16 protein-coding genes and 1 tRNA gene are annotated in these 20046 nt (G+C 72.4%); 11 read left to right on the top strand and 6 right to left on the bottom strand.

All coding sequences use genetic code 11. The features are described 5' to 3' along the window. The first annotated feature begins 273 nt into the window (after nt 1-273). Nucleotides 274-663 carry a DUF485 domain-containing protein gene (locus ACWCXC_RS06870; RefSeq protein ID WP_450684181.1) on the top strand — a complete coding sequence of 130 codons (390 nt, stop codon included), beginning with the start codon at nt 274-276 and terminating at the stop codon, nt 661-663. Next, nucleotides 660-2270 (top strand): sodium/solute symporter, encoded by a 1611-nt coding sequence (locus tag ACWCXC_RS06875; protein ID WP_450684180.1) that lies wholly within the window; start codon nt 660-662, stop codon nt 2268-2270. The genes ACWCXC_RS06870 and ACWCXC_RS06875 overlap by 4 nt, the downstream gene beginning before the upstream one ends. 72 nt (nt 2271-2342) lie before the next feature. Here the strand turns inward: ACWCXC_RS06875 and ACWCXC_RS06880 are convergent, their stop codons facing one another. Then, complete coding sequence (locus tag ACWCXC_RS06880; RefSeq protein ID WP_450684179.1) at nt 2343-3800, bottom strand: MFS transporter; 1458 nt, start codon at nt 3798-3800, stop codon at nt 2343-2345. 143 nt (nt 3801-3943) lie between these two features. On the opposite strand from ACWCXC_RS06880, the gene ACWCXC_RS06885 reads away from it, so the two are divergent. Next, nucleotides 3944-4399 (top strand): MarR family winged helix-turn-helix transcriptional regulator, encoded by a 456-nt coding sequence (locus ACWCXC_RS06885; RefSeq protein ID WP_450684178.1) that lies wholly within the window; start codon nt 3944-3946, stop codon nt 4397-4399. A 70-nt stretch (nt 4400-4469) separates the two neighbouring features. On the opposite strand, the gene ACWCXC_RS06890 is transcribed toward ACWCXC_RS06885, so the two are convergent. The 3 genes from ACWCXC_RS06890 to ACWCXC_RS06900 form a co-directional block, all read right to left on the bottom strand. Further along, nucleotides 4470-5363 carry a cellulose-binding protein gene (locus tag ACWCXC_RS06890; protein WP_450887081.1) on the bottom strand — a complete coding sequence of 298 codons (894 nt, stop codon included), beginning with the start codon at nt 5361-5363 and terminating at the stop codon, nt 4470-4472. Between the two features lie 226 nt (nt 5364-5589). Then, the gene (locus ACWCXC_RS06895; RefSeq protein ID WP_450887082.1) at nt 5590-8112 is read right to left on the bottom strand and encodes an SUKH-4 family immunity protein; all 2523 of its coding nucleotides are present in this window, start codon (nt 8110-8112) and stop codon (nt 5590-5592) included. 5 nt (nt 8113-8117) lie between these two features. Next, complete coding sequence (locus tag ACWCXC_RS06900) at nt 8118-9095, bottom strand: SMI1/KNR4 family protein (protein ID WP_450685910.1); 978 nt, start codon at nt 9093-9095, stop codon at nt 8118-8120. A 302-nt stretch (nt 9096-9397) separates the two neighbouring features. Here ACWCXC_RS06900 and ACWCXC_RS06905 point away from each other — a divergent pair, with 302 nt between their 5' ends. Both ACWCXC_RS06905 and ACWCXC_RS06910 read left to right on the top strand, forming a co-directional pair. Further along, entirely contained in the window at nt 9398-9931 is a 534-nt protein-coding gene (locus tag ACWCXC_RS06905) for a YwqJ-related putative deaminase (RefSeq protein ID WP_450685909.1), read from the top strand. Between the two features lie 10 nt (nt 9932-9941). After that, complete coding sequence (locus ACWCXC_RS06910) at nt 9942-10475, top strand: SUKH-3 domain-containing protein (RefSeq protein ID WP_450685908.1); 534 nt, start codon at nt 9942-9944, stop codon at nt 10473-10475. 61 nt (nt 10476-10536) lie between these two features. On the opposite strand, the gene ACWCXC_RS06915 is transcribed toward ACWCXC_RS06910, so the two are convergent. Continuing rightward, a complete protein-coding gene (locus ACWCXC_RS06915) occupies nt 10537-11850 on the bottom strand; it encodes a sensor histidine kinase (RefSeq protein ID WP_450685907.1) in 1314 nt (437 codons plus the stop codon). Nucleotides 11851-12176: 326 nt separating this feature from the next. Between ACWCXC_RS06915 and ACWCXC_RS06920 the strand changes: the two genes are divergently transcribed. The 6 genes from ACWCXC_RS06920 (at nt 12177) to ACWCXC_RS06945 (ending at nt 16959) form a co-directional block, all read left to right on the top strand. Then, a tRNA-Gln gene (locus tag ACWCXC_RS06920) sits at nt 12177-12248 on the top strand. A gap of 109 nt (nt 12249-12357) precedes the next feature. Beyond that, on the top strand, nt 12358-13806 hold the full coding sequence (gene glmU / locus ACWCXC_RS06925) for a bifunctional UDP-N-acetylglucosamine diphosphorylase/glucosamine-1-phosphate N-acetyltransferase GlmU (protein ID WP_450887085.1): 1449 nt from the start codon (nt 12358-12360) through the stop codon (nt 13804-13806). 120 nt (nt 13807-13926) lie between these two features. After that, entirely contained in the window at nt 13927-14901 is a 975-nt protein-coding gene (locus ACWCXC_RS06930; protein ID WP_450683298.1) for a ribose-phosphate diphosphokinase, read from the top strand. A gap of 201 nt (nt 14902-15102) precedes the next feature. Next, complete coding sequence (locus ACWCXC_RS06935) at nt 15103-15690, top strand: 50S ribosomal protein L25/general stress protein Ctc (RefSeq protein WP_450683297.1); 588 nt, start codon at nt 15103-15105, stop codon at nt 15688-15690. Nucleotides 15691-15819: 129 nt separating this feature from the next. Then, nucleotides 15820-16413, top strand: coding sequence for an aminoacyl-tRNA hydrolase (pth, locus tag ACWCXC_RS06940; protein ID WP_450887088.1), 594 nt, complete (start codon nt 15820-15822; stop codon nt 16411-16413). A 75-nt stretch (nt 16414-16488) separates the two neighbouring features. Then, nucleotides 16489-16959, top strand: a complete 471-nt coding sequence (locus ACWCXC_RS06945) for a hypothetical protein (RefSeq protein WP_450683295.1) — start codon at nt 16489-16491, stop codon at nt 16957-16959. A gap of 78 nt (nt 16960-17037) precedes the next feature. On the opposite strand, the gene ppc is transcribed toward ACWCXC_RS06945, so the two are convergent. Next, nucleotides 17038-19767, bottom strand: a complete 2730-nt coding sequence (gene ppc / locus ACWCXC_RS06950) for a phosphoenolpyruvate carboxylase (RefSeq protein ID WP_450683294.1) — start codon at nt 19765-19767, stop codon at nt 17038-17040. Between the last annotated feature and the right edge of the window lie 279 nt (nt 19768-20046).

A 20046-nucleotide genomic window follows, 5' to 3' on the forward strand; every position in this document is an offset into this window, starting at 1 on the left:
GGCGATATCGGGGTCCGGAACCGGACCCGCCCCTTCTCCGGCGGCCCGGGGGCGCGGTCCCGTGGTCGCCGCGCTGATGCTGTGCATGGCGCTGGCGGCCGTCGACGGCACGATCGTGTCCACCGCCGTCCCGACGACGGCCCAGGAGGGGCGAATTACGGCCAACTCCCGTACGGAACAAGGGGAGTTCACCGAAACCTCTCCCCAGTCGCGCATACCGGCGAGTAACGTTCGCTTCCCGCACCGCACGAGCATGCGAGGAGCGGCACCACCATGTCGTACGACCCCCCGCACCCCGCCCGGCGCACCACTCCGCGACAGTCCGCGCTCGGGACCGCCCCACCGGCCACCCCCTCTCCCCCCGCGCTCACCCCCGCGCCCGGGAACCACGGGGACCTCCGCCGGCTGCGCGCCGCCTACCGGCTGCTGCGGCGCACCGCGACCTTCACCGCGCTCGGCTACTTCACGCTGTTCCTGGTCCTGTCGGGCTTCGCCCCGTCCTTCATGGGCAGGCCCGTGGGCGGCGGGCTGACCGTCGGTCTGGCCCTCGGACTGTGCCAACTGCCCGTCACCCTGCTGGCGATCGCGCTGTACGAGCGGATCGCGCGGCGGACCGTGGACCCCCGCGCGGCGGGCCTGCGCCGGACGGCGGCCCACCGATGAACGGCTTCGACGAGTCCGCGCAGTCCATGTCCCTGGCCGCCTTCGTCGCGGTGGCCACGATCACGCTGCTGCTCTGCGTGCTGACCGGGCCCGACCGCGACGACCTGGACGAGTTCTACACCGGCTACCGCTCGCTCTCCCCGCTCCGGGGCGGGCTCGCCATCGCCGGCGACTACATCTCGGCCGCCACCGTCCTCGGCACCACCGGCATCATCGCCCTCACCGGCTACGACGGCCTCGTACTCACCCTGAGCACCGCGCTCTCGCTGATGCTGCTGATGTTCCTGCTGGCCGAACCCCTGCGCAACGCGGGCCGGTTCACCATGGGCGACATGCTCACCCGCCGGGCCCCGGGCCGGGCCGTGCGGATCACCGCGTGCGCGGCCACCCTGGCCGCGCTGCTGCCGATGATGGTCTTCCAGCTCGCCAGCAGCGGCGAACTCCTCGCCTTCATCCTGGGGTTCGACGGCTCCGACTTCCGCACCGGATGCGTCGTCGTCCTCGGGATCGTGATCATCGGCTATGCGGCGATCGGCGGGATGAAGGGCACCGCGCTCGTCCACATCGTCAAGATCGTGGTGCTGTTCACCGCCTGCCTCACCGTCTCCGTGCTGATCCTGAACCGCTTCCACTGGGACACCGGGGCGCTGTTCGCCGCCGCGAAGGAGGGCAGCGGGGCGGGCGGGGCGTATCTGCGCTCCGGGCTCCAGTTCGGCGGGAACGCGGCCGACATGATCAGCTCGGAGCTGACCGTCGTGCTCGGCACGGCCTGTCTGCCGCACATCACCATGCGGATGTCCAGCGCGCTCACCGCCCCGGCCATCCGCCGCTCGATGTCCTGGGCGGTCACCGTGGTCGTCGCCCTGTGCCCGCTGCTCTTCCTGATCGGCGTCGGGGCCGCCGCGCTCGTCGGCCACGACGCCATCACCGCCGCCGCGCCCCAGGGCAACAGCGCGATCCTCCAGGTCAGCGGGGTGGTCGCGGCGGGCGGCCGGGGCGGGGCGCTGGCCGTCACGGCGATGACCACCGCGATCTTCCTGACCCTGCTGGCCTCCGTCGCCGGAATGATCCTGGCCTGCGCCAACTCCCTGGCCCACGACCTGTTCGCGCACGGGGTGCGCGGCCCGGAGCGGCGGCCGGTGGACGGTCCGACGGAGATGGCCGCCGCGCAGGGCGCGGCGGTGGTGGTGGGTCTGGTGACCATCGCGCTGGCGGTCCCGGCCCGGCACTGGAACCTCCAGGCCCTGGCGACCCTGTCGTTCTGCGTGGGGGCCTCGGCGCTGGCCCCGGCGCTCGTCTACAGCATGTTCTGGCGGCGCTTCACCCGTACCGGACTGCTGTGCACGCTCATCGCCGGCACGCTGAGCGTGTTCGTCCTGATGACCGGCACCAATCTGGTCTCCGGCTCGCCGGACTCGGTCTTCCCGGACGACGACTTCAACTGGTTCCCGTACACGACGACCGGTCTGGTCTCCATCCCGGTCGGCTTCGTCGCGGGCTGGCTGGGCACGGTGCTGGGCCGGCGCACAGCGGCGGAGGAGCGGCGGCTGTACGAGCGGCAGGAGCCGTGGATCCTGGCGGGCGCGCCGCCGTCGGGGCGGCCCTGAACCCGCGTACGCGGACGGCCCGGCCGTCCCCTGGCGGGGAGGCGGCCGGGCCGTCCGGCGGGCGGGGCGGGATCAGCCCTTGGCGGTGACCGCCTCGGGGGCGACGGGCGCGTCGGCCGGGGCGCCGGTGGCTCCGGCGCCGCGCACGGCCGGGATGAACACGGAGATCAGCGCGGCGACGAGGGCGACGCCGCAGCCGAAGATCAGACCGGTGCGGAAGCCCGCCTCGGAGGTGAAGGTGAAGCCGGCCGTCTCGGTGGTCATCTGGGAGAGGACCGCACCGATGACGGCGGCGCCGATCGAGGTGCCCAGCGCGCGCATCAGGGTGTTGAAGCCGTTGGCTGCGGCGGTCTCGGAGGCCGGGACCGAGCTCATGATCAGGGCGGGCATCGCCCCGTAGGCGAGACCGACACCGCTGCTGCTGACCATGAGGAACAGCATCAGGCCCCAGGCGGAGCCCATGAGCGCGATGCCGATGCCGTAGGCGGCGGCGATCACCAGGACGCCGCTGATCAGGGTGAACTTCGGGCCCCGGGCGTCGGTGAGCTTTCCGCCGAAGGGCGAGATGAGCATCATCATGACGCCGCCGGGGGCCATCCAGAGACCGGCCTGGAGCATCGACTGGCCGAGCCCGTAGCCGGTGGCCTCGGGGAACTGGAGCAGCTGCGGCGCGATCAGCATGCCGGCGTACATGCCGAAGCCGACGAAGAGCGAGGCGATGTTGGTGATCAGCACCCGGGGGCGGGCGGTGGTGCGCAGGTCGACCAGCGGGTCGGTGGTGCGCAGCTCCCAGAAGCCCCAGGCCAGGAGGACCACGACGGAGGCGGCGAACAGGCCGATCGTGGTGCCGGAGGCCCAGCCCCAGTCGGCGCCCTTGGAGACGGCGAGCAGCAGGCAGACCAGGCCGACGGCGAGGCCGAAGGCGCCGAGCGCGTCGAAGCGCTGCCCCTTGGCACCGGCCGGGACGTCCGGGACCAGGAACCAGATCAGGGCGAAGATGACGAGCGCCAGGACGGCGGAGCCCCAGAACAGCACGCGCCAGTTGGCGTACTGGGCGACGGCCGAGGCGATCGGCAGGCCGAGGGCGCCGCCGATGCCGAGGGAGGCGCTGACCAGCGCGATGGAGGAGCTGAGCTTCTCCTTCGGCACCACGTCGCGCAGCAGGGCGATGCCGAGCGGCACCATGCCCATGCCCATGCCCTGGAGGCCGCGGCCGATGATCATCGGGACGACGGTGGACGAGAGCGCGCACACCACCGAGCCGACGACCAGCGGCACCGCGCAGACGAGCAGCATCCGGCGCTTGCCGAGCAGGTCGCCGAGGCGGCCGGAGACCGGGACGCACACCGCCGAGACGAGCAGGGTGACGGTGATCACCCAGGCGGCGTTGGACGACGAGGTGTCGAGGATCTTCGGCAGCTCCGCGATGAGCGGGGTCACCAGGGTCTGCATGATCGCCGCCACGGTGCCGGCGAAGGCGAGTGTGGCGATCACACCGCCGGACCGGACGGTCGGCTGTGGGGCATCCATGAAAGAGAACTCCTCGGGGTCTGCCTCGGTCCCGCCTGCCGGGACAAGGCATGCATCATACATGCGGAATGTGTCATACACATTATGTGCTCCATGCACATCCCATGAGAGCATGACCCGAAGCGCCGAAGGAGGATCCGGACATGGCCAGACCCACGGACGAGGTGGAGTACGAGCAGATGCTGCTCGGGCGGCACGACCTCGCGTACCACCGGGGCGGCCGGCACCGGTTCGCCCTCATGGACCGCAGCGCCTACATCCTGCTCAGCCGCATCCGCGTCCAGGGCCCCATGTCCAACGGCGAACTGAGCGACGCCTTCGGCCTCGACGCCTCCACCCTCAACCGCCAGACCGCCGCCGCCACCCGGGCCGGCCTGGTCGAGCGCATCCCCGACCCCGAGGGCGGCATGGCCCGCAAGTTCCGCATCACCGACCGGGGAGCTGCCCTGCTCGACCAGGAACGCGAACGCGTCGTCCAGTCACTCGACAAGGTCATGGCCGACTGGCCCGACGAGGACATCGCCGCCTTCGCGGGCTACCTCAAGCGGTTCAACACCGGCATCGAACAGCTCTCCAAGCGCCCCTGGCCCCGCCCCTGAGCCCCGCCGGACGTACCGCCCCCGCCCCGGCCGGGGCGCGCGGACCCGTACGGCCCCGGACTCGGCCCCGTCAGTCCTTCGCCGGAACCTCACGGCCCGTCAGGCCGGCCAGCGACGCCCGCACATGCGCCATGTGCGCCTGCACGTCCTCGCGCCGCTCCTGGTGCTCGCGCAGGATCCGCTCGGTCTTCCGCACCACCCGCTCCTCACGCATCCGGGCCTCGGCCAGCAGCTCCCGGCGCCGCGCGTCGGCGTCCTCGCCCCGGTGCCGCGCGGCCTCCTGCGCCTCGGCCCGCGCCCGCCGCGCCGCCTCCAGAGCGGCCTGCGCCCGCTCGGTCAGCTCCGCCTCCCGGGCCGACCACCGCGCCTCCGCCTCCGCCAGCTCCCGCTCGGCCGCCGCCCCGCGCTCGGCGTGCTCCTGCTCCTGGTGCGCCAGCACGCTCGCCGTACGCGAACGGGTCGCCTCCATCGCCGCCTCGGCCTCCTCGCGCACCTGCCCCGCGTCCTGCCGGGCCGCGGCCAGGGCCTCCGCCGCCCGCGCCCCGGCCGCGTCCAGCACCTCACCGGCCGCCCGCTCCGCCGCCGCACGCACCCCGGACGCGTCCGCGCGGGCCGACTCGCGGACCGCGCGCGCCGCGGCCTCCGCCGCGTCCCGCAGGGCCTGCGCCTCCTCCCGGGCGGCGGTCAGCACCGCCTGCGCCTCGTCCTCGGCCAGCGCCAGGATCTCCTGCGCCCGCTCCCCCAGTGACGCGTAGTCCTGCGGCTCCAGACCGGCGACCACCTCGTCCAGCCGGGCCGACTCCGCCACCAGACTCTCCGCCAGCGCCGTCAGCTCCGCCAGCCGCTCCCGCGCCCCGTCGCGCTCGGCCGTCAGCCCGGCCGTCACGCGCTCCACCTGCTCCGGACGGTAGCCACGCCCCCGCACCCCGACGAAGCCGTACGCGGACACCGGTGCAGAACTCATCCTGGACGCCTCTTTCCGACTCTCCGACCATCAAGCAATACGCCAAGGATGCGGCAATTGACACGGAAGTCGGAATCAACTCGATGGAATCCGGACGGAAGCGACACGCATCACAACCCCCGCCCGCCCCACCCGTCACACCGCCCCCACCACACCAAAGGGCGTGGCGCCCCTCCCCCGAAGGAGAGGAGCGCCACGCCCCCGCCGGACCGCTCCGGCCGTACGGTCAGAGCAACCCGTCCCACATCTGCTCCAGCAGCACCGACCACCAGCTCTCCGGCGACGCCAGCGCCGCCGGGTCCAGCGCGGCCAGCTGCATCTGGAAGTCGACCGTCCAGCGGCCCGCCTGCTCCGGGTTGAGCCCGTAGCGCAGCCGCCACATCCGGCCCAGCAGCGCCAGCGAGCGGGTGAACTCGGGCAGCCCCGTGTTCACGAACTGCGGCGCGGCCGGCTGCCCGTCCGGGCCCGCCTCCACCGGCACGGCCACGATGTTCGCCGTCCCGTACTGCACACAGATCGCCCGGCCGAAGTCCGACCCCATCACCAGATACGACCCCGCGTCCGAGGCCGCCCGCACCTGCCGCTGCGCGGCCAGCTCCGCCAGCGTCGGCACCACCGGCTGCCCCGGCTGGGCCCAGAAGAACGGCCCGAAGTCGGCGGGCAGGCCCGCCCACACGAGCGTCCGCGCCACCAGCTCCGGCACCCCCTGCCGGGAGACCGCCCGCTGGTCGAAGCGGAGCACGCCCTGCGGGCCGAAGCTCTGCAGCAGCTCCTCCGCCACGGCCTCCGGCGGCACCGGCGGCGCGGGCTGCACCGGCGGCAGCGGCGCCCGCACCGGGGCCGGTCGCGCCGGGCCGTCCGCCACCTGGTGCAGCTCGCCCTGGTGCGTCAGCAGATGCTGCATGCCCTGCTGCCGGCTGGCGTGGTCGGTGCCGTACGGAGCGACGCTGGTGATCCGCACCTGCGGCCAGGTCTCCCGGATCATCCGGGCGCAGTACCCGCCCGGCAGCTCGCACGACTCCAGCTCCGTGTGCAGCTCGATGACCTGCTGCGGCGGCACGTTCATCGCCCGCAGCTCGTGCAGCATCTGCCACTCGGGATGCGGGGTGCCCGGCGCCGAACGGCGGATCAGCTGCTGCTCGCTGCCGTCGGGCGCGCGGAAGCGCAGCACCGCCTGGTAGCCGGGGCCGACGGCCGGCTGACCGCCCGGCGGCTGCGGAAAACCGGGCTGCGGTACGGGGCCGGGGGCCCCGCCCAGCGACCCCCCGGGCCCCATCGGGGCACCGGGCGGACCCGGAGGACCGGGCGGGCCGGGCGGCTGCGGCGCCGAGGGACCCATCTGGGACGGATCGGCCAGCATCGTCGCCGCCTGGTGCACCCCGCCACCGGGCGGCGGCGTCGCACCGGGCGGACCGGGCGGCTGCGGCGGCGTCGCACCCGGCGGACCGGGCGGCTGCGGAGCTCCGGGCACCCCGGGCGGACCCGGAGGCTGCGGCGCACCCGGAACACCGGGCGGACCCGGAGGCTGCGGCGCCGAGGGACCCATCTGGGACGGATCGGCCAGCATCGTCGCCGCGTGGTGCACCTGACCACCGCCGGGCGGCGGCGTCGAACCGGGCGGCGGGGGCGGACCGGGAGGGCCGGGCACCCCCGGAGGCTGCGGGGCGCCGGGAGCGCCGGGCGGGCCGAGCTGGGAGACCATCTGCGTCGGGACGTACCCGCCCGCCGGGGCCCCGGGCGCACCCGGACCCGACGGCGGCGGCACCGGATCACCCGGCCGCGCCCCCGGCGTACCGGGCGCACCGGGCGGCGGCGGGGTCGACGGACCCCCGCCCCGCGCCCCGCGCGGAGCCATCGGGGCCCTGCTCGTCGCCTCGTCCGCGATATCGCCCGGACCGCCCCGGCCCGGCGGCGGCCCCTGCGGTCCACCGGGAGCCTGCGGACCACCGGGAGCCTGCGGACCACCGGGAGCCTGCGGACCACCGGGACCCTGCGGACCGCCGAGGCCCTGCGGAGGCAGTCCCGGCGCGATCGCCGTCGGCGGGAGCTGACTGCCCCCGGACATCAGCGCGGTCGGCGCGTCGGCCGGCACCACCCGGGGCGGCAGCTCCTCGTCGTCGGCCCCCACGAGCGGCGGCGCGAACACCGTCGCCGGCAGCGCCACCTCGCCCTCGTCGGAACCCGCGTTCGTGTCCGTACCCGCCCACGGCGTCGCCCCGACCGGCGGCTGCGGCGCCGACGGCGCCGGAGCGGACGGCATCGCGGGCGGGGGCGGCGGAGCCATCGGGGACGGAGCCGGAGGCACGGGCCCCGGAGCCGGGGCGGACGCCGGGGCCGGCGGGGGCGTCTGCCCCGACGCACCGGCACGGTGGTCCGGGATGCCCAGCTTGTCCGCCGCCTCCTGAAGCCACTCCGGCGGACTCAGCAGGAACGAGGTCTGGTTCAGATCGATCCGCGCCGCAGGCTCCGGAGCCACCGGCGCCGCCGCCGCGGTCCCGTACTCCTCCTCGTACCGCCGTATCACCTCACCCACCGGCAGCCCCGGCCACAGCGTCGCCTCACCACTGTCCCGGGCGATCACCAGCCGCTGACGGCCACCGTCCGACACCGGTCCCTCGGCACGGTCCTCGGCCCACACCACGAAACCCAGTTCGAACTCACGGACCCGGACCTCCCGGTGCTGATACGCCGGAACATCCCCGTTGACCCACTCGTCCGCGCGCTCCTGCGCCTGCGCAAAGGTCACCACCGCGCTCACCCCTCCACCGGGACGGCCCGCGCGAAGCCACCGTCCACCATCAGGTTCGCCACCGTCTCCAGCTCCGGCGGATTGCCCGCCAGCCGCTGGAGGAACGCGTCGAAGTCCGCACCGCACGGCAGCAGCAACCGGTCCACCCGCTCCTGCACCGTCCAGCCGTCCCGGTCACGCGCGTCGTCGTACAGACACACCCACACCGAACCCAGCGCCTCGCCCCGCACCTTCACCGCGAGGATCCCGCCCTGGACGAAACCGACGCCCAGATAGTCCTTCGTCAGATGGTCCCGCAGACACTTGTTGACGTACACCAGATCATTCACCGACGCCTGCTCGCGCACCGTGAAGAACGGCTGGTCCACCAGCAGCCCCAGCTCCGCGTCCAGCGCCGCGCCCACCGGGGCCGAACCACCGGCCGCCTTCAGGAACGAGCGGTACGCACCCGGCAGCCGGTACCCCAGATCCTCCTCGACGCCCTGGATCTGCTGCTCGGTCACCGCCACCGAACCCTTCGGCAGCCGGAAGTGCGCGGGCCGGGTCTCCTGGAGCGGACGCGTCCCCCGCTTGCTCTGGTCCACCGCCGTCGTCGCCAGACCGCCGTGGTGCCGCAGCAGCGCCTTCACCTCCACCGGCACCAGCTCCATCCGCCGGCCCCCCGGCACGTGGTGCCAGGTCCAGCCGTGCGGCGTCGCCACCGCGGGAATCGTGTCCCACAGCTCGTGCCCGCTCGCCGCCAGCGCCGCGTTCGCCGACACATAGTCCGTGAGCCGCAGCTCGTCCACGCCGAAACCCTGCGGCGGCTCGGCGATCTCGGCGGCGGCGCGCGCGTACGGCGCGAAGTCGGGGCAGCCGTTCGCATCCATCCGCACCCCTCTGGGGTGACGCGACGCCCGGACCGGATCCGGGAAGTGCACGAGCTGCCCGGCGTAGGCCGCGTTCGGTGGCGCGGCGTGCTGCCCGAGCCGACCTGTCGTCATGGCGGTTGCCCCCTGTGCTTCTGGCTGATGAGGACCGACCTGCCCACGGGGGCGGTCCAGGCACAGCCTATGCGCTGCCCCCGGAACGGGTCCCGCCCCGTCGCCCCACACCCCTCACCGTCACCAACCGTCACAACCGGGTGACGGAAGAGCGACGAACCCGCCCCGACCGCGCGACACGCAGACACGTTTCGCCGACCCAGCTTTCACACGACCCGACACATTTGGCAGGCTGTCACCCGCACTACACGGGGGCGTGCACATTCGGCAGCGGCCGCTGCGGGCACGGGAGGGACAGCACCATGCACACCGCACACTCAGCACAGACCGTTACCACCGGAGATCCACGACTCAGCTGGAGCAGCGACGAAACGGACCGCGTCCCCCGGCTGACCCAGCGCCGCGACGGCATCCTGCCCGCCGTCGCCGCCGCCCTCTCCGTACGCGGCGAAACCCTCACCTGCACCGCGGGCAAGGGCGACCAGCCACCCGTCCTGCACCACCTCGTCCAGGACTTCCTCGACACCCTCCCCACCGCGCAGCGCGAACGGTTCACCGGCCGCTGCCCCGAGGCCATACTGCTCTCCCGCCACCTCACCGCCGCCGAGACCGGCCGCTCCAAGCGCGCCCAGCGCAAGCCCCTCACCAACGGCGAGGCCCGCCGCGCCCTCAAGCACGCCCGCCTCACCGCCCGCCGCATCCGCGAGGACGGCGACCCCCTGCACGGCAGCTACGCGGCACCCTGCCGCTCCTGCTCCGTCATGCTCGCCCACTTCGGCGTCCGCCCCGTCGACCTCACCGCCGCGGCGCCGGCCACCGCCGCCGAGAAGGGCTGACGCCGCCCCCATGCAGCAACGCACCGACCTCCCCGCCCAGTCCGGCCCCGCCCGCCGCGACCTCCACCACTCCACCCGCTTCGCCGTCCCCGTCGACGACGCCCTGCGTGCCGCCGGCTGGCAGCCCGGCCGCTGGGACATCCGCCAGGCCGAGGAATGGGCCGACGCCCTGCGCTCCCACGCCTCACCCGCCGGCCACCGCCACGCCGTCTTCCCCGCCGCCGTCGAGGCATGGGCCGAATTCGGCGGACTGCGCATCACCGCGACCTCCCCCGGCCGCCAGATCGCACCCCCGCCCGTCCGCATCGACCCGCTCGGCGGACTCCACCTCGCCCGCACCCTCGGCGACCTCGGCCGCGCCCTGAACACCGAGGTCGCCCCCCTCGGCGAGGAGGGCGACGGCCAGGCGGTCCTCGCCATCGACACCGAGGGCCGCGTCTACAGCATCGACCACACCGGCGACTGGTTCCTCGGCGCCGACATCGACGCCGCCCTCACCACCCTGATCACGGGCATCCTCCCCGAACGCCTGACCTCGGGCTGAGCCCGCAAGAACAGCGGGAGCCGGACCGGGGACACCGCCCCGTCCGGCCGCCCCCGCACCCTCAGACCACCGACGACCCCGCCGCCCCGTCCGGCAGCACCGCCGAAACCCGGAAACCACCCGCGTCCGTCGGCCCCGACACGAAGACCCCGCCCAGCCCCAGCACCCGCTCCCGCATCCCCACCAGCCCGTTGCCCCCGCTCGGCAACCCCGCGTCCGCCGTACCGGCGTCCGACGGACCGTTCTCCACCTGCATCGCGACCTCCGCACCCCGGTGCGCCAGCCGCACCCACGTCCGCGCCCCCGCCGCATGCTTGTGCACGTTGGTCAACGCCTCCTGCACCACCCGGTACGCCGTCTGCTCGACCTCCGGCGCATACGGCCGGACCTCGCCCTCCACCGACAGCTCCACCGTCATCCCCGCCGCACGGGACTCCCCCACCAGCACCTCCACCGCGTCCAGCCGCGGCCCGTCCTCCACCACCGCCGGGACCGGACGCCCCACCGACGCCAACGGCACCTCCGTCACCCGCGACGCCACCGGGTCCCCCGACCGCAGCACCCCGAGCATCTCCCGCAGCTCCGTCAACGCCTGCCGCCCCATGTCACCCACCAGCGCCGCGTTGCGCACCGCCTTCGCCGGATCCTTCGGCGCCACCGCCTGGAGCGCCGCCGCGTGCACCACCATCAGGCTCACCCGGTGCGCCACCACGTCGTGCATCTCCCGCGCGATCCGCGTCCGCTCCTCCGTACGCGCCCACTCCGCGCGCTCCTCCGCCCGGTCCGCCAGCAGCGACAGCTCCCGCTCCAGCGAGTCCGCCCGCTCCCGCAGGCTCTCCATCAGCCGGCGCCGCGCCCCTATGTACAGCCCGAAGAGCACCGGCGGAGCGGTCAGCCCCAGCGCCACGAGCAGAGAAAGAAGGGGAACGATCCAGTCACCGGGCCCGAAGTCCGCGTCCGCGTCGACGCCCTGCTTCAGCCGTACGTACGTCACGATGAACGTCCCCACCAGGGTCATGCTCATCAGCACCGCGGTGATCCGCCGCGGCACCTCGGACGCCGCCAGCGTGTACAGGCCGACCAGGCCCATCAGATAGCCCATCTCGGCGGGCGTCGTCGCGATCGACACCAGCACCACGGCGATCGGCCACTGCCGCCGCACCAGCAGCACGGACCCGGCCAGCAGCCCGAACACCACCCCCAGCGACACCGGCAACCCGGTGTCCCCGGCGAACGCCACCCCCTCCAGCGCACACTCCAGCGCCGACACCAGCGCCAGCCCCACGTCCAGCGCGACACTCCGTCGCCGCTCCCACCACCAGTAGCCGCGGGTGGTCTGCCCCGCCGCTTCCCGGTCTGCCCCCGTTGCGGTCATGGCATCCAGCGTACGGGCGCCCGCACCTCATTTTCGGGTGACCCGGACAGCACGTCGAACCGTCGAACGGAATCGAATCGTGTGCTCATCACCCGCTCCGGTGAGCCCACACCGGAACTCCACCGGACATTCGCATGACGGACCGAGACGGAGGCACACCCCGAGGACCAACCGGGAAGAACACCGGGAACGTCTACCGCGGCTGTCCGGTGGTCTACGTTTCCCAAAGCGCGGAACTCTATCGTCGCGTAGAAGGTGCTTGGTGCGGCATAGTGTGGAGGGCCAATCCAACGGACCGGCAGGATGTCCGGTTCAGTCGGATTTAGTCCCCCATGGTGTAATTGGCAGCACAGTAGCTTTTGGTGCTATTTGTCCGGGTTCGAGTCCTGGTGGGGGAGCACCCCGTCGCGGGCCCCGACCACCGAGGTCGGGGCCCGCACTCATGTCCGGCTCCACGCCCCCCGGTATCCTGCGGATGTCCACCACCCGAAGCCGAAGGGCCTATCCGTGAGCTCCGTTCGCCCGGCAGCCGTCGTCGTCCTCGCAGCGGGTGAGGGCACCCGCATGAAGTCGAAGACCCCCAAGGTTCTGCACGAGATCTCCGGGCGTTCGCTCGTCGGACATGTCGTCGCAGCCGCCCGTGAGCTGGAACCGCAGCACCTCGTCGTGGTCGTGGGCCACGCGAGCGAGCAGGTGACCGCTCATCTCACCGCGGCGGACGCGCAGGTGCGGACCGCCTACCAGGCCGAGCAGAAGGGCACCGGGAACGCGGTGCGGGTCGCGCTCGACGAGCTGGGCGGGGGTGTGGACGGGACCGTGATCGTGGTCTGCGGGGACACCCCGCTGCTGTCCGGGGAGACGCTGGCCGCGCTCGCCGCCACCCACACCGCCGACGCCAACGCCGTCACGGTGCTGAGCGCCGAGGTGCCGGACTCCACCGGCTACGGGCGGATCGTCCGGGACGGGGCGACCGGCGCCGTCACCGAGATCGTCGAGCACAAGGACGCCACCGACGCGCAGCGCGCGATCCGGGAGATCAACTCCGGGGTGTTCGCGTTCGACGGGCGGCTGCTCGCGGACGCGCTGGGCAAGGTGCGGACGGACAACAGCCAGGGCGAGGAGTACCTCACCGATGTGCTGTCGATCCTGCGGGAGGCCGGGCACCGGGTCGGTGCGTCGGTGGCGGCCGACCACCGGGAGATCCTGGGGATCAACAACCGGGTGCAGCTCGCGGAGGCCCGTGCGCTGCTGAACCGGCGGCTGCTGGAGCGGGCGATGACGGCGGGCGTGACCGTCGTGGACCCGGCGTCCACGGTGATCGACGTGACCGTGACGTACGAGCGGGACGCGGTCGTGCACCCGGGGACGCAGCTGCTGGGGGCCACGCATCTGGCGGAGGACGCCGAGGTCGGTCCGAACACGCGGCTGACGGACACCGTCGTGGGCGCGGGCGCCCGGGTGGACAACACGGTGGCGGACGGCGCGGAGGTGGGCCCGGGGGCGTCCGTGGGTCCGTTCGCGTATCTGCGGCCCGGGACGAAGCTCGGCCCGAAGGCGAAGGCCGGGACGTACGTGGAGATGAAGAACGCGACGATCGGCGAGGGGACGAAGGTCCCGCACCTGTCGTACGTGGGGGACGCGACCATCGGGGACCACACCAACATCGGCGCGGCGAGCGTCTTCGTGAACTACGACGGGGTGAACAAGCACCACACGACGATCGGCTCCCACTGCCGTACCGGTTCGGACAATATGTTTGTGGCTCCTGTCACGGTCGGGGACGGGGTCTACACCGCGGCGGGCTCCGTGATCACGAAGGACGTGCCGGCCGGTTCGCTGGCCGTGGCCCGGGGCCAGCAAAGGAATATCGAGGGTTGGGTGGCGCGCAAGCGTCCCGGAAGCGCCGCCGCGCAGGCGGCTCAGGCGGCGGCGGAGAACACGGTCGGCGAAAGCTGACCGGAAACAGGTGCGCCGCGCACGGCGTACCGTGATAGATGCTCACCCCATTTCGGCTGGCTCGTTGCACTTCGGGACCTCTGTGTGCGGCGCCAGGAACACGTCTGAGGAGACTGTGCTGTGACCGGGATCAAGACGACCGGCGAGAAGAAACTGATGCTCTTCTCCGGCCGCGCCCACCCCGAGCTGGCCGAGGAGGTCGCGCACCAGCTGGGTGTGGGCCTCGTGCCGACGAAGGCCTTCGATTTCGCCAATGGTGAGATCTACGTCCGCTTCCAGGAGTCGGCCCGTGGCGCCGACTGCTTCCTGATCCAGAGCCACACCGCTCCGATCAACAAGTGGATCATGGAGCAGCTGATCATGCTGGACGCGCTGAAGCGCGCGTCGGCGCGTTCGATCACGGTGATCGTGCCGTTCTACGGTTATGCGCGTCAGGACAAGAAGCACAAGGGCCGTGAGCCGATCTCGGCGCGGCTGATCGCGGATCTGATGAAGACCGCGGGTGCGGACCGGATCCTCACGGTGGATCTGCACACCGACCAGATCCAGGGCTTCTTCGACGGTCCGGTGGACCACCTGTTCGCGCTGCCGATCCTGGCGGACTACGTGGGCGCGAAGGTGGACCGTACGAAGCTGACGGTGGTCTCGCCGGACGCGGGCCGGGTCCGGGTCGCGGACCGTTGGTGCGACCGGCTGGACGCTCCGCTGGCGATCGTGCACAAGCGGCGTGACAAGGACGTGCCGAACCAGGTCAGCGTCCACGAGGTCGTGGGCAATGTCGAGGGCCGGGTGTGTGTGCTGGTCGACGACATGATCGACACGGGTGGCACGATCTGCGCGGCGGCGGACGCCCTGTTCGCGCACGGTGCGGAGGACGTCATAGTGACGGCGACGCACGGGGTGCTGTCGGGTCCGGCGGCGGACCGGCTGAAGAATTCGAAGGTGAGTGAGTTCGTGTTCACGGACACCCTGCCGACGCCGGGTGAGCTGGAGCTGGACAAGATCACGGTGCTGTCGATCGCTCCGACGATCGCGCGCGCGGTGCGTGAGGTGTTCGAGGACGGTTCGGTGACGAGCCTCTTCGAGGAGCAGTAGAAGGATCGTTTCCGGGCGCGCGGCGTCCGGGAAAGATCCACTTTGGGGTGCGGCCTCCCCGCCGGGTAGACTCAGTGAGTTGCTCGGCGAGGGAGGCCGCACTCATGTGCGGGTGCTCCGTTATCGACGCGCTCTTCGTAGCAGGCCTGTCGTGGGCCGGGTGACCATCCGTAGTTCTGTCACCTGACGAGGAGTGCAGTCATGGCCGAGATCAAGCTCGCCGCCCAGCCCCGTACCGAGTTCGGCAAGGGTGCCGCCCGTCGCGCGCGCCGTGCCAGCCAGGTTCCCGCGGTCGTCTACGGCCACGGTGCCGAGCCGGTCCACGTGACCCTGCCGGCCCACGAGCTGCTGCTGGCGCTGCGTACCGCCAACGTGCTGATCGGCCTGGAGCTGGACGGCAAGGACGCCCTGGTGATCCCGAAGGCCGTGCAGCGCAACCCGCTGAAGGGCGACATCGAGCACGTGGACCTGCTGACCGTGAAGCGCGGCGAGAAGGTCCAGGTCGAGGTCGCGGTGCACGCCGAGGGCGACCTGGCTCCGGGCAGCAACCTGCTGGAGTACGTGATGAACACGCTGCTCGTCGAGGCCGAGGCCACCCACATCCCCGAGTCCGTCACGGTCTCGGTGCAGGGTCTGGACGCCGGTGCGTCGGTGCTCGCCAAGGACGTTCCGCTGCCGTCGGGTTCGGTGCTGGCCGAGGCCGACCCGGAGGCCATCGTGCTCCAGGTCGTCGCCGCGCAGGCCGAGGAGCCGGCTGCCGACGCCGAGGGTGAGGGCGACGAGGCCTGAGCCTCGCCCCACCTGCTTGACTGACGGGGTGGCGGTCCCTTTCGGGGGTTCCGCCGCCCCGTTTCCGTGTGTCCGCCCGCGGTCACCGGTTGTCCCGTCTTTCGTTCCGTACGCGAGGAGACCTGCGCGATGTCCGACGCCACCGACCCGTGGCTGATCGTGGGCCTGGGCAATCCCGGCCCCGAGTACGCGGCCCACCGGCACAATGTCGGTTTCATGGTCGCCGATCTGCTCGCGGAGCGGATCGGCGGGAAGTTCAAGCGGGCGCCGAAGGCGCAGGCACAGGTGGTGGAGGGGCGGATCGGTCCGCCGGGTCCGCTGAGCCGCCGGGTGGTGGTGGCGAAGCCGATGTCGTTCATGAACCTGTCGGGTGGGCCGGTGGCGGGGCTGCGGGACTTCTACAAGGTGCCGCTGGACCGTGTGGTGGCGGTCCATGACGAGCTGGACATCGACTACGGGGCGCTGCGGCTGAAGCTGGGCGGCGGGGACAACGGGCACAACGGGCTGAAGTCGATGACGAAGGCGATCGGTGGGGAGTACCACCGGGTGCGGTTCGGGATCGGGCGTCCGCCGGGGCGGATGCAGGTGGCGGACTTCGTGCTGAAGGATTTCTCGTCGGTGGAGCGCAAGGAGCTGGCGTTCTTGGTGGACCGGGCGGCGGATGCCGTGGAGTGTCTGCTGGCGGAGGGTCTGGAGCGGGCGCAGAGCGCGTACAACTCCTGATATGTCCTTCGGTAGTGGGGCTGTTTTCGGCCGTGGCTTGACCGTGTGGCGGGGGCTGGCCAAGGATCGGCGTCCATGAAGCGCAGCTCCTCCCTCCGTGTCCTGTCGTACGCCCGTGGTGCGGGGGTCCTGTGTGTGGTGGCGTTGCTGCTGGTGGCGGGGGTGTGGTCATCGTGGGACTCGGCGCATCACATCGTGCTGTCGAAGGGGCGCGAGCACGGCACGATGACGGTGACGGGGTGCGGGGAGGATGTGTGTACGGGGCCGTTCGTGCCGTCGGAGGGGGCCGGGGCGCGGGCTCGGGTGACGATCGACCAGTCCGTGGCGGCCCGTAAGGGTGATCGTTTCTCCGTGGTGGTGCGGCCGGGTACGGACGAGGTGGTGCGGACCGGGACGGCCGGTTTTCTGCATGCCTGGGTGCCGTTGGGCGGGGCGCTGGTGCTGGCGGCGCTGGTGATCGGCGGGGGTTTGCGGTGGACCCGTGTGGCGTGGGGGGCGGGGATCGCCGGCGGGGCGGTGATGCTGGCGTCGTTCATCGCCTTGTGAGGCGGGTGGTCGTCGTCGTACGGGCAGGGGCCCGTCGTCCGGTGCGGACGGCGGGCCCCTCGGTGTGGTGCGGGTGGGTCAGCCGGTGTTGCGGAGTCCGGCGGCGACGCCGTTGACGGTGAGCAGGAGGGCGCGGGAGAGGAGGGGGTCGGGTTCCTCGCCGGCTTCGGCGGCGCGGCGCTGGCGGGCGAGGAGGGAGACCTGGAGGTAGGAGATCGGGTCGAGGTAGGCGTCGCGGATGGCGAAGGTCTGCTGGAGGACCGGGCTGGTGTCGAGCAGTTCGCTGGATCCGGTGACCTTGAGGACTTCGCTGACGGTCAGGGCGTGTTCGGCTTCGATGGCGTCGAAGACGTGCTTGAGCTCGTCGGGGACGAGGGTGTCGACGTAGTGGCGGGCGATGCGCAGGTCGGTCTTGGCGAGGGTCATCTCGACGTTGGAGAGGAAGTTGCGGAAGAAGTGCCAGTGTTCGTGCATTTCTTCGAGGACGCTGTCGAGGCCGGCTTCGCGCAGGGCCTTGAGGCCGGAGCCGACGCCGTACCAGCCGGGGACGATCTGGCGGGACTGGGTCCAGCCGAAGACCCACGGGATGGCGCGGAGTCCGTCGAGGGAGACGCCGGAGCCGGGGCGGCGGGAGGGCCGGGAGCCGAGGTGGAGGTCGGCGAGCTGGTCGACGGGGGTGGAGGCGAGGAAGTAGGCCGGCAGGTCCGGGTCCTCGACGAGGGTGCGGTAGGCGGCGTGGGCGGCGTCGGAGACGGTGTCCATGGCCGCGTCCCAGCGGGCGAGGGCTTCGTCGGACTGGCGGGGCGCGGTGTGCAGGGCGGACGCCTGGAGGGTGGCCGCGACGGTCAGTTCGAGGTTCTCGCGGGCGAGTGCGGGGATGAGGTACTTGTCGGAGATGACCTCGCCCTGTTCGGTGACCTTGATCTCGCCCTCCAGGGTGCCCCAGGGCTGGGCGAGGATGGCGTCGTGGGAGGGGCCGCCGCCGCGGCCGACGGTGCCGCCGCGGCCGTGGAAGAGGCGCAGGCGTACGCCGTAGCGGTGGGCGACGTCGCGGAGCCGGCGCTGGGCGCGGTGGATCTCCCACTGGGAGGTGGTGATGCCGCCGAACTTGGAGGAGTCGGAGTAGCCGAGCATGACCTCCTGGACGTCGCCGCGCAGGGAGACGAGGCGCCGGTAGGAGGGGTCGGCGAGCATCTCGTCGAGGATGGTGTCGGCGGCGCGCAGTTCGTCGGTGGTCTCCAGGAGCGGCACGATGCCGATCTTGGCCCAGCCGGCGTGGAGGTCGAGGAGGCCGGCCTCGCGGGCGAGGACGGCGGCGGCGAAGACGTCGTCGGCGCCCTGGCACATCGAGATGATGTAGGACTCGATGACTTCGGGGCCGAAGCGTTCGAAGGCTTCGCGGATGGTGTGGAAGACGCCGAGGGTCTTCTCGCCGTCGGCGTCGAGGGGGGCGGGGGTGGGGGCGAGCGGGCGGCGGGAGCGGAGTTCCTTGGCAAGGAGCTTCTGCCGGTAGTCGCGGGGCATGTCGGCGTAGCGCCAGGATTCCTCGCCGAGGCGGTCGAAGAGCTGGCCGAGGGTGTGGTGGTGGGCGTCGGCGTGTTCGCGGACGTCCATGGTGGCGAGCTGGAGGCCGAAGGCGGTGAGGGTGCGGATGGTGCGGTCCATGCGGCCGTCGGCGACGATGCCGGCCTTGTGGGCGCGCAGCGAGGTCTGGATGAGGGCCAGGTCCGTGATCAGCTCGGCGGTGCCGAGGTAGTCGCAGCCGGGGCGGTGGGGGGTGCCGGCGGCGAGGCGTTCGCGGGTGTTGACGAGCTTCTGGCGGATGCAGGTGGCCTTGAGGCGGTAGGGCTCCTCGGCGTTCAGCCGCTTGTAGCGGGGGCTGATCTCGGGGAGGGCGTCGAGGTCGGCGCGGAGGGAGGCGAGGAGTTCGTCGGTGGCGCCGGTGTAGCGGATGGAGTTGGAGAGGAGTCCGCGGAGCTGGTCGACGAGTTCGAGGGCGTCGGTGATGCCGTGTTCGTGCTGGAGGATCAGGACGTCCCAGGTGACGGCGGGGGTGACGTTGGGGTTGCCGTCCCGGTCGCCGCCGATCCAGGTGCCGAAGGTGAGGGGGCGGGTGCCCGCGGGGAGTTCGACGCCGACGCGTTCGAGTTCGGCGGCGAGGTCCTCCAGGACGTCTCCGACGGCGTTGGCGTGGAGTTCGTCGAGGTAGTAGATGGCGTTGCGGGCCTCGTCGGCCGGCTCGGGGCGGACGACGCGCAGTTCGTCGGTCTGCCAGATGAGGTCGATGTTCTCGGCGAGGCGGAGGTCCTGGCGGCGGCGGTCGGCCTCGATGACCGGGGTGTCCAGGAGTTCGGCGATGCGGCGGAGCTTGTTGAGGACGGAGCGCCGGGCGGCCTCGGTGGGGTGTGCGGTGAAGACGGGCCGCACGTTGAGGTTCTTGACGGTCTCGCGCAGGTGCTCGGGGTCGGCGTCCTTGAGCCGGTCGGCGGTGCGGGCGAGGAGGCCGCCCTCGGCGGAGCGGCGGTCGCGCATCTCGTGGGCGCGGTGGACCTGCTCGGTGACGTTGGCGAGGTGGAAGTAGGTGGAGAAGGCGCGCACGAGGCGGGCGGCGGTCTCCAGGTCGGTGTCACCGAGGAGTTCGGCGGCGGCCTCGCCGTCGGTGCGGGTCAGGGCGCGGACGCGCTCGACGAGGTCGAGGAGTTCCGGTCCCTCCTGGCGTACCAGGGTCTCGCCCAGCAGGTCGCCGAGGCGGCGGATGTCGGCGCGCAGCTCGGGGCTGGCGGCGGGGGTCTGGTCGGCACTGCTCACAGTGTGCGGCTCCTTGCAGTGGTTGAGCACGGGGTCCCGGGGCCTCGGCGGCTGCGGTGCCGACGCGACCCCGGAGAAGCAGGGTGCGGACCGCGCTGTCCGACCTCTCCAGGATAGGTGTCCGTGCTGTCGGTGCTGTTCGCGCCCCGAACGGCCCCTTCCGGGGGAAGGGCCGAACGTAAGTGCGCGGGTGTCCCCTACCCCGTGGGACGCGGGTCCGTGCCCCGCGTCGTCCTCTCGTGTGGCGGGCGTTCGCGCTGCCATACTTACGACGCCGTA

This window comes from Streptomyces sp. NPDC001515 (assembly GCF_053597115.1).

What these genes read in the sequence shown, in the direction of transcription:
- ACWCXC_RS06870 (WP_450684181.1), top strand. Translation starts at nt 274, where the DNA reads ATGTCGTACGACCCCCCGCACCCCGCCCGGCGCACCACTCCGCGACAG.
- ACWCXC_RS06875 (WP_450684180.1), top strand. Translation starts at nt 660, where the DNA reads ATGAACGGCTTCGACGAGTCCGCGCAGTCCATGTCCCTGGCCGCCTTC.
- ACWCXC_RS06880 (WP_450684179.1), bottom strand. Translation starts at nt 3,800, where the DNA reads ATGGATGCCCCACAGCCGACCGTCCGGTCCGGCGGTGTGATCGCCACA.
- ACWCXC_RS06885 (WP_450684178.1), top strand. Translation starts at nt 3,944, where the DNA reads ATGGCCAGACCCACGGACGAGGTGGAGTACGAGCAGATGCTGCTCGGG.
- ACWCXC_RS06890 (WP_450887081.1), bottom strand. Translation starts at nt 5,363, where the DNA reads ATGAGTTCTGCACCGGTGTCCGCGTACGGCTTCGTCGGGGTGCGGGGG.
- ACWCXC_RS06900 (WP_450685910.1), bottom strand. Translation starts at nt 9,095, where the DNA reads ATGACGACAGGTCGGCTCGGGCAGCACGCCGCGCCACCGAACGCGGCC.
- ACWCXC_RS06905 (WP_450685909.1), top strand. Translation starts at nt 9,398, where the DNA reads ATGCACACCGCACACTCAGCACAGACCGTTACCACCGGAGATCCACGA.
- ACWCXC_RS06910 (WP_450685908.1), top strand. Translation starts at nt 9,942, where the DNA reads ATGCAGCAACGCACCGACCTCCCCGCCCAGTCCGGCCCCGCCCGCCGC.
- ACWCXC_RS06915 (WP_450685907.1), bottom strand. Translation starts at nt 11,850, where the DNA reads ATGACCGCAACGGGGGCAGACCGGGAAGCGGCGGGGCAGACCACCCGC.
- ACWCXC_RS06935 (WP_450683297.1), top strand. Translation starts at nt 15,103, where the DNA reads ATGGCCGAGATCAAGCTCGCCGCCCAGCCCCGTACCGAGTTCGGCAAG.
- pth (WP_450887088.1), top strand. Translation starts at nt 15,820, where the DNA reads ATGTCCGACGCCACCGACCCGTGGCTGATCGTGGGCCTGGGCAATCCC.
- ACWCXC_RS06945 (WP_450683295.1), top strand. Translation starts at nt 16,489, where the DNA reads ATGAAGCGCAGCTCCTCCCTCCGTGTCCTGTCGTACGCCCGTGGTGCG.